The organism is Pedobacter sp. KBS0701 (assembly GCF_005938645.2).
Classification (GTDB): Bacteria; Bacteroidota; Bacteroidia; order Sphingobacteriales; family Sphingobacteriaceae; genus Pedobacter.
Genome location: NZ_CP042171.1, coordinates 3,844,866 through 3,859,844, shown reverse-complemented (window position 1 = coordinate 3,859,844; position 14,979 = coordinate 3,844,866). Strand labels below are relative to the sequence as shown.

Genomic DNA, 14,979 nt, shown 5'->3' with positions numbered 1-14,979 from the left:
TTCCTATCGGTTGGTGTCTCACCGACCGAAACATCTAAATTCAGTCGATCGAGATTCTCACCGACTTAAACATTTAATCTCTGAAATGTGTAAGAATCCCAAATTCATCAATCCCTGTTTCGTAAAAAATTGCGCTACTCCATTTATAATCTTCTGGTTGAGTACATAGATTTTTCCTATCGTTGGTGTCTCACCGACCTAAATGATTAATCTCTAAAATGTGTGAGGATCTTGAATTGATCAATCCCTGTTTCATAAAAGTTTGCGCTACTCCATTTATAATCTTCAGGATGAGCACATAAATTCCATTTCTCTTTAATTGGGTTATCATGGATATAATCTAATTTTTGTATTATAATACTTTCCTTACTTAATGGAATAGCTAGCGGATCTCTTTTCCAAAATTGAAAAATCCTATCATTCTTTTGAGAACGGTATTGATTTATAAGTATAGGATTATTAACCAAAAGATGCTTTCTAAATTCATGTGCTGTGAATTTAGTAAAGCTGGCTGCTGGAGATTCCTTTCCATTTAATTTGAGCATATTCCAGATCAAATGGATGTGATTGGGCATGATCACGTAGCCATATACTTCAATAAGTTTTTCATTGACTAAAAATTTCAGCGAATTTACGATGATCATTTTTAGGTTATCATCATTTAATAAATGTGCAAAATTACAGATGGTATCTGTATAAAAATATGGATAGTTATAATCCATTTGTCCCTGTCTTTTGTGGAAGATATGCATTATTCAGATTAGTGTTTAAGTTGCAGGGATAACTTAAACACAAGATACAAAAAATGATAATAATTGCTATGAAATTTGTTTCGGTCGGTGAGACACCAACCGATAGAAATTACTTCCTTATCCTTAAGTATTTACTCATGGTATTAGTGTAATTATCATCAAAGCTAACAGATGAAATTTCTTTATATTTAATCTTTGTCGGTTCACCATCTAGATAACCTGCAGGATCGAAGTTCAGAATTTTTAAACTTCTTCGTTTTACTTTTACAATCTCACCGATTTTAAAAAAGAAGCGCTCATTGTTTTCGTTTTCTACCACACAATTTAAGTTTGTATTTTTAATAGAATTAAATATACTTTTCCAGCTCTCTAAATCAATATTATAAGGAATCTCTATCAGTTTTTTCTGTCCCTCACGCTCCATGATGGAATCGAAAAATTGATCATAGTTGTTGTGTCTGATCTTGGTAATAGAAGATATTGGAAAAATGGTAAATCCGTTAAACAGAAAATCATCGTTATTTTTAAGGAAAACGAAATCAAATGAGTGATCTAAGATATAACCGTGAGAAAGTATGTAAGATTTGTTACCCACGTCTCTTTTAATTTTGACATAGTTTTTCTCTGCCTGATGTTTCTCTATTTTCTCAAAAATTGTCATATCATTCATCAATAGCTTAAACCTCCGGATTTGCCAGTTTACTATGTCTGTAACCATAGGCAAAATAAACCACAAGCCCAACTACCAGCCAGATGCCGAAACCGATCCAGTTTGAAATTCCAAGTTCGCACATCATGTATAAACAGCTGATCAATCCTAAAACAGGAATTAAGGATAAGTTTTTGGTAATACAATAGTAGGTGATGACCACGCAGATAATCATGAAAATCCACATTGGGATTTTGTGCTTAAATAAACCCCAGCCACTTTCGTACTTCTTCTCTACAGGTACTTTTGACGCTGAAATAAATTGCTCATAACGATCAGCAGGTAATGCACTTAGATAAGATTCTGCATCTACTTTTTCTGTCAATAAAATTTGTGGCGCAGCATTTTTAACAATTTCTTCTTTGACAATTTTTAGTTCATCGCCACTTAGCGAAGTAACAAAAGTTACGGTCTGGATGGTTTTAGGCGAATTGAAAAAGAAAGCTTTCGTCTCTTTTCCATATTGTGTGAACGCGAAAATAATCGTGGCAATTAAGGCGATTGGAATAATAAATTTACTGTTTACATAAGGTATCTTGAATTTTCCTCGTTGAACGTCAGGCCTGTTCTGTAATACTAAAACCCCTGCACAAACCAATACAAAAGCGAAAAGTGTTCCGATAGAACAAAGATCAGTAACTATGGTTAGATTCATAAATAATGATGGTACAGCTACTACAAAGCCTACTACAATAGTTGCAAATGAAGGTGTTTTATATTTCGGATGAATTTTAGAAAAAGATTTTGGTAATAGCCCGTCTCTGCTCATACTCATCCAGATCCGGGGTTGACCCATCTGAAAAACCAAAAGTACACTTGCCATAGCAAATACCGCACTTACGGCAATAATACCGCTCATTAATTTTAAGTTAATCTGATCAAAAACAAATGCTAAGGGATCGCCAACGGCTAAGGTGTCTGATTTAACTATACCGGTTAAAACCAATGCAATAGCCACATAAAGGATGGTACAGATAATAATGGCCCACATCATTCCACGGGGTAAATCGCGTTGCGGGTTTTTACATTCTTCAGCTGTCGTAGAAATGGCATCGAAACCGATATAAGCAAAGAATACTGCCGAGACGCCCTTTAGAACTCCTGCAACGCCATTAGGTGCAAATGGATCCCAGTTTTTTGTGTCTACATAAAATATGCCTACCGCCAATACCAAAAGAATTACCGCAAGCTTAACCACCACCATGGCGTTGCTGGCATTGCGACTCTCTTTCATGCCACGATAAATTAACCAGGTAATTAAAATGATGATGCCTAAGGCAGGAATATCTGCAACGAGGTGAAAGCTACCGATTTTCGGAGCGGTGAGCCATGCATTATTAGCCAAAGCTGTAGCCGGATCTAAATCTGCGAGGTTTTTGCCGGCGGCTAATAGCGCTTCAGCATGTTGATGTCCGTTATAAGCACTTAAATAGTCCATTGTCATCCAATCGGGTACATGGATACCATCTATGCCTAGCGGCGGTATTTTTATGGTAGAAAGTAGTCCGGTAAAATAATCAGACCAAGATATAGCAACTGTTATATTACCGATGGAATACTCCATAATGAGCGACCAGCCAATAATCCAGGCCACCAGTTCGCCAAAGGCTACGTAAGAATAAGTATAAGCACTACCAGAAACTGGTACCATTGAAGCAAACTCTGCGTAAGCAAAGGCTGCAAAACTACAGGCTACTGCCGTAAAAATAAATAAAAAGATTACCGCCGGACCGCCATCTGCACTTGCTTTGCCAATCGTACTAAAAATTCCCGCTCCAATAATCGCTGCAATTCCAAAAGCTGTTAAATCGCGAACACCAAGTGTTTTATGTAATGTATTTTCGTGGTCGCCATAGCCTTTTGCCGCATCTTGTAATATCTTGGAAATAGATTTCTTTCTGAATAGCTTTTCGAACATCTTTTGTTTGCTTGTTTCTTCAAACTTATAAAAAGTTTGGCTAAAAACGTTTAAAGCAGGATATAATTTTCAAGGCACTTTATTTTGGGAAGCAAAATGCAGCCGAAAAGAATGGGATTTATTAGATTAAAGTAAAAATTTGAAATTATTTGGCTTGAATAATCCTTTGTTTGATTGGCATAATTTTACGCTGAGTGAAAGTCCTAATTTTGTTGTCAATATTCAATCAGGTAAATAAGTGCTCTTAAATTAATGTTTGATTGGAATATTTTTAACGATTACAGTAATGAATATGAATTCAAACACAGTACAAATAAAATATATCAAAGAAGGTAACCAGGGTTTAGCTACCATACTGGCCTTTGCTTTAATTCCATTGTCGGGTTTTGCTACCGATATTTATATCCCCTCTTTACCAACAATGGCCGGCGAAATGCAGGTAAGCAGTGTTCAGGTTCAACTCACATTAAGTATCTTTTTAATTAGCTATGGTGTTTCGCAACTTTTTATCGGGAGCGTGCTCGATAGCTTTGGCAGGTATAAGATTTGCCTGTATGCGTTATTGATTTTTGCTGGGGCTAGTATTGTTATTGCCACAACACATAACATTTACCTCATTTATTTAATGCGCGTTATTCATGGACTTACTGTTGGTGCAATTGTGGTAGCGAAAAGGGCATACTTTGTCGATCTCTTCGAAGGCGACCAGTTAAAACACTACCTCAGTCTGTTTTCCATCATCTGGTCTACCGGGCCAATCGTAGCGCCTTTTATTGGTGGTTATCTTCAAACAGCATTTGGATGGGAATCTAATTTTTATTTTTTGGCAGGTTTTGCACTGGTTTTTGCGGTACTGGAGTTGTTGTTCAGTGGCGAAACTTTAAAACATTTTACCGATTTTCAGTTGAAGAAAATAACAGGCATTTATATCGAAATGATTAAAACAACGAGTTTTACATTGGGTATTGTAATGTTGGGTTTAGCCTATTGTATGGTGATGGTTTACAATATGACCGGTCCGTTTATTATTGAGCATCACTTTAATTTTTCGCCGGTTATTGCAGGTTACAGCTCATTGTTTTTAGGTTTTGCATGGATGGTTGGAGGCTTTATTGGGAAGGCTACCATTAACAGACCTTTCTTTAAAAGATTAATGATCAACTCGCTGTTTCAGGTAGCATTTGTAATTATGATGATTATAAGCTTAAATTTTGTTTCTAACATCTGGTCGTTAATTTTCTTTGCCTTTTTAATCCATGTAGGAGCAGGCTTTACTTTTAATAATTACTTCACTTTCTGTTTGAGCAAGTTCCCTAAGAATGCAGGTATTGCAGGTGGATTAACGGGAGGGATTACCTACGTAATTGTTTCATTTTTAAGCTACGGAGTGGTAAACCTGATTCCTGCGAAAGATGAACGTAACTTGAGCTACAGTTATCTGATCATGATCTTAATATCAGTTTTAGTGATGTTTGTTATTTTGAAACTCAGAAGAAAAGAAGAGGTATAACTATTATTTAATTCTACCTTCCTCGTCTGCTACACTTGTTTTCCGTTCGCGGGTTCCCTTAATACTGCTGCTGCCGAAAATATAATTGAAGCTTAACCTGTAAACCCTGCTCTCTTGTTTTTGCGTGAGGTTATAGTCTAAACCCGCAAGTGCACTGCTGATTCTTGCTTTTCTGGAGTCGAAAACATCGTTGGCAGCAAATCTAACATTGAGTTTCTTATCGAAGAACGATTTCTTGATTCCAAAATCTATTCCATAATAAGGTTTTATGGCATAAGTGCCATAAATCTGCGAAGAGGCATATTCTCCTGAAAGTTCTGCAGATGTTGACGGACTGAGCGTAAAACTGTGACTACTGTTGATCATAAAATTTACTTTCTTTCTGTCGTATACACCATCACCTAGGTTAGCGGTTTTGATCTGGTTATAGGTGCTGGTAAGTGTATTGTCCATGCTCCAGAATTTGGTAATGGTTGTAGGGTAGCCAATCGTTACATCGTAGGCATATTGTTTATCGAGGTTTTGAACGGTTTGATACAGTGTTTTCTTTTCGTTTTCTGGTAGCAAAACATCAATAATTAAGTTGTTGTTGATACTGTATCCCAATGAAATATTTAATGTTTTTTTATAATTGTATGCCAGTTGAAAAGAATTGGTATACTGCGGGTTAAGAAAAGGATTTCCCTGACTAAAAGTATATAGATCAACAAAGTAAACAAAGGGATTGAGTGATTTGTAATCAGGCCGGTCTATCCTTCTGCTGTATGAAAAACCGATTTCATGATTAGGATTTAAACTTTGGTTGATGTTAAAACTTGGGAAAAAATCAAAATAACTGCGCTTTACAGTCTTATTGTCGCTAATGGAATTGCCTTTAGAGTTGGTTTGCTCCGTTCGTAAACCAATTTCTACACTGGTCGACTTAAATTCGTGCTTTAGGGTGGCATAAGCAGCATTTATATTTTCCTCGTAAATAAAATGGTTGCTTCTGCCCGCATCATTCTTCCAAGCTGTTCCGGTTAGGTTTTCAAACCGAAAATCATTATCTGTACTTACCCAACTGCTTTTTAAACCTATGGCTAGTTTAGTAGTGGTGTTAAGCGGAAGTGCATAATCAATTTTCGCAGCTTTGATTGTGATAAGAGAAGGGGTGGCATTTCGAAAGATGGCAGGTGATTTATACATCGAAGCACTTTGGTCGAAAAAGGAGTTTTGGTAAATGGTATTTTCTTCACTATGGTATTTCGCATAATCTAAATCGATCGATAATTCCTGACCTGAGGTATCGATCACACTTTTGTAATTGAGGTTGTAAGCCTGGTTACGGTATTTATTCTTTGCGGGATTATCAGCAACAATTGATGAATCAATCTGTGTAAAACTTCGGCCTATAGCAGTTAGGCCATTAGACGCATCGTGACCATTGTTAAAATAACCTGTAGTGAGGAAACCTAAAGTGTTTTTCTCGTTGACGAAATAGTCAATCCCAGCTTTGTAATTGTTGTTATGTGTGGATCTGGTCTGTGTATTAGATTGATGGAAATAAGTATTTTGATCACTGCCATTTACTACCCTCAAAATGTCCAGGTTTTCGGTGGCTTTATTATTGTTGTTAGCGAAGTTCCCAAAAATGTTAAGATTCTTGTTTCGATGGTTAATGGATATCGCCGCATCGCTTTTTGGATTCTTGCCATAGCCTAAACCTAAATCTATGTTTCCGTTTGTACCATAGTTCGCATTCTTTTTTAGCTTGATATTGAGCAGGCCTGCATTTCCTTCAGCATCATATTTAGAAGATGGGCTGGTAATCAGTTCGATCGTTTTTATTTCGTTACTATTTAATGAACGCAATCTGGTAGCCAATTGTTCGGCCGATAAATAAGTCGTTTTTCCATCAATAAGCACATTGACACCAGATCTACCTCTGATACTGATTATTCCATCCTGATTAACCGCTACGCCGGGCATTTTAGCAAGCACTTCGAGTGCAGTATTTCCGGTTGAAATAATACTGCTCTCTACGTTCATCACCGTTTTATCGCTATGGCGTTCTATTAAAGGCTTGCGGCCAGCAATAACGACACTTTCCAGTTCATTTATATCTGATTGTAGCGTAAAACTTAAATTGATATTGGTTTTGTTCGGTTTCAGCTCCAGCGTTTCTAAAAGAGTTTTATAACCAAGTGATTTAACTTCTAGTGTACACTTGCCTGATGGGAAATTATCCAATATAAAATTCCCTTGTTCGTCGGTTGTCACGGTTTTGATAAAGGAAGAGTCTGTTGCATTTTTAAATATGAGCGTAGCCAAAATTTTTGTGTTGCTTTTAGAGATAACCGTTCCAGTAACATGGATTTTTACGGTTTGGGCATAAAGCAGATTGGCACAAAATAAATTAAGTATTAAAAAGAATGGAGCGAATAGTTTCATTGTTAATTAGGATCTGATGATTGGTTTTTCCTTTTATCTGATTAGGAATTAAACGAAACTAGATCATCAGTTACATTAATCGGTAGATTTTAACAATGTTTAACCTAATTAACATTTTTTTACATGCTATAGTCCATGAGTATTGGTACATAACAGAAGTTCAGCATTTGCTGTAATAGCCTCTTTTTAAATAATCTTAGTTTCTGTGTCCTCTGTGTTTCCATGGCAAAAAAAGTTAAGCGAGATGCTAAGGCCAGTTGATAATTCTCCTTCGGGCTGTCACGCTGAGTGGAGTCGAAGAGCCTATTACAAAAACTGTATTTTATGTTTCCCTGGAAAGAACTAAGACGCCAGGACCAGATAAGATGCGGTTATGGTGATTGGTACTAAAGACTCTTTTTTGGAGAGCAGCGTCTGTATTTCATAGCCAGGGTTCTGTCCTGCTGTACGCTACAATCCTTTTGGGAAATAGTTGGTAAAAATAATTTTCCAATACCCAAAAGGGATTTTCACTTCCATCAGGTCTGTTATTTAGGTACTGCAGATGAAACATCAGTTTTGATTACAAAAAAAAATATTTTAGTGTATTAAGGTTCTTCATTCTTACTTAATTTCGGTGCCTTCTATGTTTCAGTGGCAAAAAAAGTTTAGCGAGATGCCAAGGTTAATTGAGGCGTAAACACTCACTATGATTCAAATATTAATCGAACTCAGGTTTTTAGTACGTTAAGGTTTTGTATTCTTTCTTAGCTTCTGTGCCCTCTGTATTTCCGTGGCAAAAAGTTTAGCGAGATGCTAATGCGAATTGACAATTCTCCCTCGGTTTGTCACGCTGAGCGGAGTCGAAGCGTCTTTACAACATCCCTACGCCACGATAAAAGAATTAAACTTCAGTCTCTTAGCGAGACGCTAAGACCAGAACTAGGGTAAATCAGATATAATCTGTGTTCATCCTTTTTATCTGTGGTTATTAAACAAAAGAGTCGTGGCATTTACCACGACTCTTATTAATAATCCTTTGAGGGGAAAAAGCCTTATATCTCAAAAATTTCTGCCTTATCCCAGTTTCTCCAGTTCTGTTTTAACAAAACCTGCCAGTTCTTTTACATATTCTGCGCTGAAATCAAATTTGATGCCCGCGGTTTCATATATCTCGTTCATCGGCTTGGTATAACCTAATGCAAGTGCAGCCAGGTATTGTTCTAAAGCCTTTTCAGGGTTTTCTTTATAATTTTTCCAAACGGCAATGGCACCTAGCTGGGCAATTGCATATTCGATGTAATAAAAAGGAACTTCAAACAAATGCAGTTGTTTTTGCCAGCCATTTCCAAATTGTTGTTCTAAATCCGTCCAATCGGCAAAACCAGCACCAAAACGGTTAAAAATCTGTTTAAAGGTTTCTTCGCGGTCAGCGGCTGTATGGTTAGGGTTGGTATAAATCCAGTGCTGAAACTGATCAATTACCGCCACCCATGGTAAAGTTTTTAAAACATCGGCCAACTGCTCTTTTTTAGCACGGTTTAAATCTTCAGCGTTATCAAAATAAACATCCCAATTATCCATAGAAATCAATTCCATGCTCATTGAAGCCAGCTCAGCAACTTCAGATGGACAATGTTTAAAGTCGTTTAGCTCTAAATTTGCTGTTAAAAAGGTATGTACCGCATGACCACCTTCGTGAACCATGGTAGTTAAATCGCGCAACGAGTTTGCCGAATTCATGAAAATAAAAGGTGCTCCGGTTTCGGCTAACGGGTAATTGTAACCGCCGGGCGCTTTACCTTTTCTGCTCTCCACATCAAAAAGGTTATTGGCTTTCATGGTCGCCAATTTTGAACCTAATTTTTCATCTATGGCATTAAAACAGGCAATACTTTTATCAATCAGTTCTTCACCGTTGTTAAAAGGTTTTAAAGCTGGTTTGCCACTGATGCTCACTTCCAGGTCCCAGGGTTTTAATACTTCCAGACCTAATGCTTCGCGGCGTTTTTCAGCCTGTTCTTTTAAAATCGGAACAATTTCCTTTTCAATCGCGCTGGCAAAATCATAACAATCCTGTGGGGTATAATCGAAACGGCCTAAGGCCTGGAACATATAATCGCGATAGTTTTCAAAGCCAGCATTTAAAGCTACCTGATTGCGTAGCCTGATGAGCTCATCAAATAAAATGTTTAAATCATCTTTATCAACCAAACGGCGTTGTTGGATCGTTTTCCAGGCATTTTCACGTACCTCTCGGTTTAAATCTTTAATAAAGATCGAGGCTTGCTCCAAGGTATATTCCTGCCCATTCAGCTCAACGCTCATGGCGCCTGTAGTGCTTTGGTATTTTTGTTGTTTTACCTGAAGTTCAGTGAAGAGTTCAATGTTTTCGTCACGGTAAAGCTCCAATGCTTTTTTAATGGCGCGACTGTACACGAAATATTTTTCTTTGTCCAAATCATCCATAAACGGACTTTCGACAAATTTTTTGTTCAATTCATTGGCTAACGGAGAAATTTTTGGCTCTATTTCGGTCGCGAAGTATTGAAAATTTTTAACCAGTTCTTCATTTGCGGTATCGCAGCTCATTTTAATATATCTCCAGGCGAAATCTTCTTCCAAAGCCGCCTCCAGCTCAGAACGGTCTTTTAACCATTGCTCTAACTCAGCTGTGCTGTTAATCTCACGGTTTTGCAGTTCAGTAAAAAGTGGTGCTAAATTTTCCCAGGTAATGGTTAATTCCTGAGGGATATATGTTCTGGGTTTCTTTGTTATCATAATAGTTAATTATTAAAATTAGAGAATGATTAAAGGAGTGAATGGTTATGGCGCAATGGTATATTCTCTCATTCAAAATTCAATCATTCACTTATTTATTTATGTCTCAAATATGCATCTATTAAAAAACATACAGCAAATACCACCGATGCATAACCGTTTAAGGTTTGAAAAGCCCGGTTTACTTTGCTGATGTCGTTCGGTTTTACCAATAAATGCTGATAAATCAACATCGAACAGAAAAACACAATACCTACGTAATACACCCAACTAAAAGATGTAAAAAATACCGGCAATATTACGCAAGTAGCTGAAAGTATGTGCAACAGCACTGAAACATTCAGAGCATTTTTAATGCCAAGTGCCGATGGAATGGAATGTAATTTTTCTTCGCGATCAAATTCTTCGTCCTGTAAGGCATATATAATATCAAATCCACTTACCCAGAATAACACTGTTAGAGAGTAGAGCACAGGAACCAGTGCAAAATGCCCGGTAACGGCAATGTAAGCACCAATAGGAGCAAGCGCCAGGCCTAAGCCCAATACCAAATGGCAAAGCGCAGTGAAACGTTTGGTGTAGCTATAGAACAAAACCACGAACAAAGCCACTGGCGATAAATAGAAACAAAGCGGGTTAATAAAGTAGGTGGTAATGGCGAAAAGAACACAATTGGCGATAACGAAAATCAATGCTTCATTTGCTGAAACTTTACCTGCAGGGATATCGCGCATTTTGGTACGCGGGTTCTTTGCATCAATGTTTCTGTCGAGATAACGGTTAAAAGCCATGGCCGAGTTTCTGGCAAAAACCATACACAGCAAAACTAAAATTAGTTTATACCAGGAAAATGGATTTTCTGTTGTAGTTACGCCCAAAAAGAAACCAATCATAGCAAATGGTAGCGCAAAAACGGAGTGAGCGAATAATACGAGTGAAAAGTATTTTTTCATTTTTTTTAGAACTGATTAATTTCCCATCGGGGACGATTACACATATTATTTGATTGCACAGATTTTTTTAATATTAAACTGAAAATTGTGCACTGCGAACTGAAAACTGGTTAAAACTTTTTATAATCTGTCGGAACCACGAAATCTTTATTCACCTCATAAATGAAATTTAAAACTTCATCTTTTCCGGTTCCTTTTTCAGCAGAAGAAATAAAGGTGGAAGGAATCTCTTCGAAAAACTCACCTAATTTTTTCTTAAAAGCGGCTACATTTTTCTGTGTGGTGGTCATGCCCTGTTTATCAGCTTTGGTAAAAATTAACGAAAACGGGATCTGTTTTTCACCTAACCAATAGCAAAATTCTATATCAATTCCCTGAGGTTCTAAACGGCTGTCTATCAAAACAAAAACACATTGTAAACTTTCTCTTTTGGTGATATAGGCGCGGATAAATTTCTCCCATTTCTCTCTGCTGGTTTTAGAAACCTTGGCATAACCATAACCCGGTAAATCGACAATGTACCAGGCTTCGTTAATTAAAAAGTGATTAATCAACTGTGTTTTTCCAGGACGTTGCGAGGTTTTGGCCAACCCATGTTGATTAACCAGCATATTGATTAATGAAGATTTACCCACATTAGAGCGACCAATAAATGCATATTCGGGCATAGTTGGTACCGGTAGTGCCGAAACCTGGGTGTTGCTGCAAACAAATGTTGCCGTTTTGATAATCATAGTACAAAGGTAACAATTAGTTTTGAGTTGGGCGTTTGGAGTTGGGAGGGGAATAGCCACCGCCGTTTGCAATTCGTAAAGTTTAATACAATCGTTATACTCAAAACTCTCAACTCCCAATTGCAAACTAATGCTAATGTTTACTTTGATCGATAAATACCTCTGTCGTCAGCGATTCGTAAAGTTTAAGGCAATCGCTAAACTGCAAACTCTAAACTCCCAACTGCAAACTCTTTTCTATATCTTTGCTCCATATCATGAATCAGAATATTACTCCATACCAGGTAGAAGATGCAACTAAAAAAGAGCAGGTTGCAACCATGTTTAACAACATTTCTGGCACTTACGATTTTTTAAACCATTTTCTTTCTTTAGGCATTGATGTATTATGGCGTAAAAAAGCCATTAAAGAATTAATTTCTATCCAACCCAGGATTATGCTTGATGTAGCTACTGGAACTGGCGATTTTGCTTTTGAAGCCATTAAAAAACTTCATCCGGAAAAGGTTATTGGTGTTGATATTTCTGAAGGCATGTTAGAAGTAGCTAAAAAGAAAATTAACGAACGTAGTTTAAACGAAGTTTTTACCGTTCAGGTAGGCGATTCTGAAGGCCTGCATTTCGAAAATGATACGTTTGATGCCATTACCTGCGCTTATGGAGTGCGTAACTTCGAAAATCTCGAAAAAGGATTAACCGATATGTACCGGGTATTAAAACCCAATGGGAAAATGGTGATACTCGAATTTTCAAAACCAAAGGTTTTTCCTGTAAAACAATTGTATAGCTTTTATTTTAAACAGGTAACGCCGTTTTTTGGAAAACTATTTTCTAAAGACCATAGAGCCTATACTTATTTGCCAGAATCGGTAGCAGCTTTTCCAGACGGGAAAGATTTTACTAATCTGATGGAAAAAGTTGGCTTTAAAAGTACCAAACAAAGAATTTTAACGTTTGGAATAAGTTCGATATATGTAGGAACCAAATGATCAGAAAATTAAGCCTCATTCTTTCACTTTTTATGGTTTCTACAACCACCTTTGCACAAAATTGGGGTGGCGGAATAGATGATGAAGATTGGAGTTTTGGTTTTAATTTTCAGTATATCTCGGCCGAATACAAAATCCTAAAAAAGCCAAATTGGCGATCGCCTTTTTATGAAGTGCCAAATTCTCTGGATCCATCTTACGATCCAAATTCAGGCATTCCGGTTACCTCAACATTAAATGCTATTTCCAGCTCGCCATCTCAAGGTTTTGGATTGGGTTTTGTAATGAATAGAATGATCTCTGATAACTTTGATATCAGGGCAACACCCTCGCTAATTTTTAGCGATAGGGTAGTTACTTACGAGTATGAGCCAATGGCGCCGATTGACGTAGGCAACGGGCAAACAAAAAACTTCCAAACCGTGGTAGACAGAAAAGTTCAGGCTACGATGTTCGAATTTCCATTAGGCATAAAGGTAAAATCGAACCGGCTGAATAATTTTAGGGTATATTGGTTAGGTGGTGCTAAATATTCTATAGATATAGCTTCGAAAAAGAAAACCTTCGATGAAGGAGAAACAGCCGTAAATAAGTTTTTAAAGAATAAAAGAAATTACCTGTCATACGAAACAGGTATTGGTTTCGATATTTATTTCGAGTATTTTAAAATGTCGCCCGAAATAAAACTTTCGTATTCGGCCAACGATTTGCTTCAGCATGATAATACTGTTTACGCCAATCCGATAGATAAGTTGAAATTACGTCAATTAACGTTCAGTTTGATTTTTCAATAGTCCTGCAATCCAAAAAAACTTACCTTTGTTGTTATAGGTAAATCAAGACCTTATTTTAAAGGATTACCTGGACCTAAAATTCATAAAAATGTCTAAAATCGCATTAATTACAGGTGCAACTTCTGGTATTGGCGAAGCTTGTGCACATACATTTGCCCAACAAGGTTATAACCTGGTATTATTGGCCCGCAGAGAAGACCGCCTGGCTAAAATTGCACATCATTTAGAAGACAAATATGCCATTACGATTAAACAGGTTTTTGCAGATGTTCGCGAAAAAGAAAGTCTTACCAATGCATTAGAAGTTTTGCCTGCAGAGTGGAAAAAGGTTGATGTTTTAATTAACAATGCAGGCTTGAGCCAGGGTTTAGATCCCATTGATAAAGGTGATACCAACGATTGGGACACCATGATTGATACCAATGTGAAAGGCTTGCTTTACGTAACCAAAATTATTTCCAACTGGATGATCCCAAATCAATCGGGCCATATTATTAACATTGGTTCTATCGCAGGAAAAGAAGTTTATCCAAATGGAAACGTATATTGTGCCAGCAAACATGCTGTAGATGCTTTGAGTAAAGGCATGCGTATCGATTTATTACCCCACGGCATTAAGGTTACAGAAATTAATCCGGGTATGGTAGAAACCGAATTTTCGGTGGTACGTTTTAAAGGTGATGAGGATCGGGCGAAAAAGGTGTACGAAAACCTGGAGCCGCTAATTGCCGACGATATTGCAGATGCCATTTGGTATGTTGTGAGCAGGCCAAAGCATGTTAACATTAACGATATGCTGATTATGCCTACCGCACAGGCTACCGCAACAATTATAAATAGGGTATAAAGTTTTCAGTTGGCAATTTGCAGTTAACAATTTAGCAATCCTGCGATTAAACAATTAACTTAACTGAACAGTTAACCAATTTAAACGATTAACCAGTTAACCCAGCAACGATTAACCGATTAAAAGAAATGATATCAAACACAATAGATCAGGAAATAAAAAAAGCCATGCTGGCTAAAAACAATGCACAGTTAAGAGGTTTAAGAGCAATAAAAGCTGCCTTACTTTTAGCAAAAACAGAGAAAGGATCTTCAGAAGAAATTACGGAAGAAGCTGAACTCAAAATCCTTCAGAAACTGATTAAACAACGACGCGAATCTGCTGATATTTACAAGCAACAAAATCGCGAAGATTTGTATCAGGTAGAAGAAGAAGAAATTGAGGTGATTAATCAATTTTTACCAAAACAGTTAGATAGGGCAGAGGTTGCCTCAATTATTGAGGAGGTAATCAAACAATCTGGCGCTACATCGGTTAAGGATATGGGTAAGGTAATGGGCATGGCAAACAAAGAACTGGCTGGTAAAGCAGATGGTAAATTAATTGCGGAGATTGTTAAAGAAAAACTGGCTTAATTGAGGTA

12 protein-coding genes are annotated in these 14,979 nt (G+C 37.2%); 5 read left to right on the top strand and 7 right to left on the bottom strand.

The annotated features are described in order from the left end of the window. Nucleotides 1-206: 206 nt before the first annotated feature. From FFJ24_RS15525 to FFJ24_RS15515, 3 genes are all read right to left on the bottom strand, one after another. Nucleotides 207-722 carry a transposase gene (locus tag FFJ24_RS15525; RefSeq protein WP_138818080.1) on the bottom strand — a complete coding sequence of 172 codons (516 nt, stop codon included), beginning with the start codon at nucleotides 720-722 and terminating at the stop codon, nucleotides 207-209. A gap of 139 nt (nucleotides 723-861) precedes the next feature. After that, entirely contained in the window at nucleotides 862-1,413 is a 552-nt protein-coding gene (locus FFJ24_RS15520) for a hypothetical protein (RefSeq protein ID WP_138818079.1), read from the bottom strand. A gap of 16 nt (nucleotides 1,414-1,429) precedes the next feature. Beyond that, on the bottom strand, nucleotides 1,430-3,379 hold the full coding sequence (locus FFJ24_RS15515; protein ID WP_138818078.1) for an amino acid permease: 1,950 nt from the start codon (nucleotides 3,377-3,379) through the stop codon (nucleotides 1,430-1,432). Nucleotides 3,380-3,671: 292 nt separating this feature from the next. On the opposite strand from FFJ24_RS15515, the gene FFJ24_RS15510 reads away from it, so the two are divergent. After that, on the top strand, nucleotides 3,672-4,889 hold the full coding sequence (locus FFJ24_RS15510; protein WP_138818077.1) for an MFS transporter: 1,218 nt from the start codon (nucleotides 3,672-3,674) through the stop codon (nucleotides 4,887-4,889). Between the two features lie 3 nt (nucleotides 4,890-4,892). On the opposite strand, the gene FFJ24_RS15505 is transcribed toward FFJ24_RS15510, so the two are convergent. From FFJ24_RS15505 to yihA, 4 genes are all read right to left on the bottom strand, one after another. Beyond that, nucleotides 4,893-7,319 carry an outer membrane beta-barrel family protein gene (locus FFJ24_RS15505; protein ID WP_138818076.1) on the bottom strand — a complete coding sequence of 809 codons (2,427 nt, stop codon included), beginning with the start codon at nucleotides 7,317-7,319 and terminating at the stop codon, nucleotides 4,893-4,895. 1,056 nt (nucleotides 7,320-8,375) lie between these two features. Next, complete coding sequence (locus FFJ24_RS15500; protein ID WP_138818075.1) at nucleotides 8,376-10,079, bottom strand: M3 family oligoendopeptidase; 1,704 nt, start codon at nucleotides 10,077-10,079, stop codon at nucleotides 8,376-8,378. Between the two features lie 95 nt (nucleotides 10,080-10,174). Further along, on the bottom strand, nucleotides 10,175-11,032 hold the full coding sequence (locus FFJ24_RS15495; protein WP_138818074.1) for a UbiA-like polyprenyltransferase: 858 nt from the start codon (nucleotides 11,030-11,032) through the stop codon (nucleotides 10,175-10,177). 110 nt (nucleotides 11,033-11,142) lie between these two features. Then, a complete protein-coding gene (gene yihA, locus FFJ24_RS15490) occupies nucleotides 11,143-11,766 on the bottom strand; it encodes a ribosome biogenesis GTP-binding protein YihA/YsxC (RefSeq protein WP_138818073.1) in 624 nt (207 codons plus the stop codon). A gap of 257 nt (nucleotides 11,767-12,023) precedes the next feature. Between yihA and ubiE the strand changes: the two genes are divergently transcribed. The 4 genes from ubiE (at nucleotide 12,024) to FFJ24_RS15470 (ending at nucleotide 14,971) form a co-directional block, all read left to right on the top strand. Beyond that, the gene (gene ubiE, locus FFJ24_RS15485; protein WP_210419376.1) at nucleotides 12,024-12,755 is read left to right on the top strand and encodes a bifunctional demethylmenaquinone methyltransferase/2-methoxy-6-polyprenyl-1,4-benzoquinol methylase UbiE; all 732 of its coding nucleotides are present in this window, start codon (nucleotides 12,024-12,026) and stop codon (nucleotides 12,753-12,755) included. Beyond that, nucleotides 12,752-13,549, top strand: a complete 798-nt coding sequence (locus tag FFJ24_RS15480; RefSeq protein ID WP_138818072.1) for an outer membrane beta-barrel protein — start codon at nucleotides 12,752-12,754, stop codon at nucleotides 13,547-13,549. Before ubiE ends, FFJ24_RS15480 begins: the two co-directional genes overlap by 4 nt. 88 nt (nucleotides 13,550-13,637) lie before the next feature. Beyond that, a complete protein-coding gene (locus FFJ24_RS15475) occupies nucleotides 13,638-14,396 on the top strand; it encodes an SDR family oxidoreductase (RefSeq protein WP_138818071.1) in 759 nt (252 codons plus the stop codon). Between the two features lie 128 nt (nucleotides 14,397-14,524). Then, complete coding sequence (locus FFJ24_RS15470; protein WP_138818070.1) at nucleotides 14,525-14,971, top strand: GatB/YqeY domain-containing protein; 447 nt, start codon at nucleotides 14,525-14,527, stop codon at nucleotides 14,969-14,971. Nucleotides 14,972-14,979: the final 8 nt, after the last annotated feature.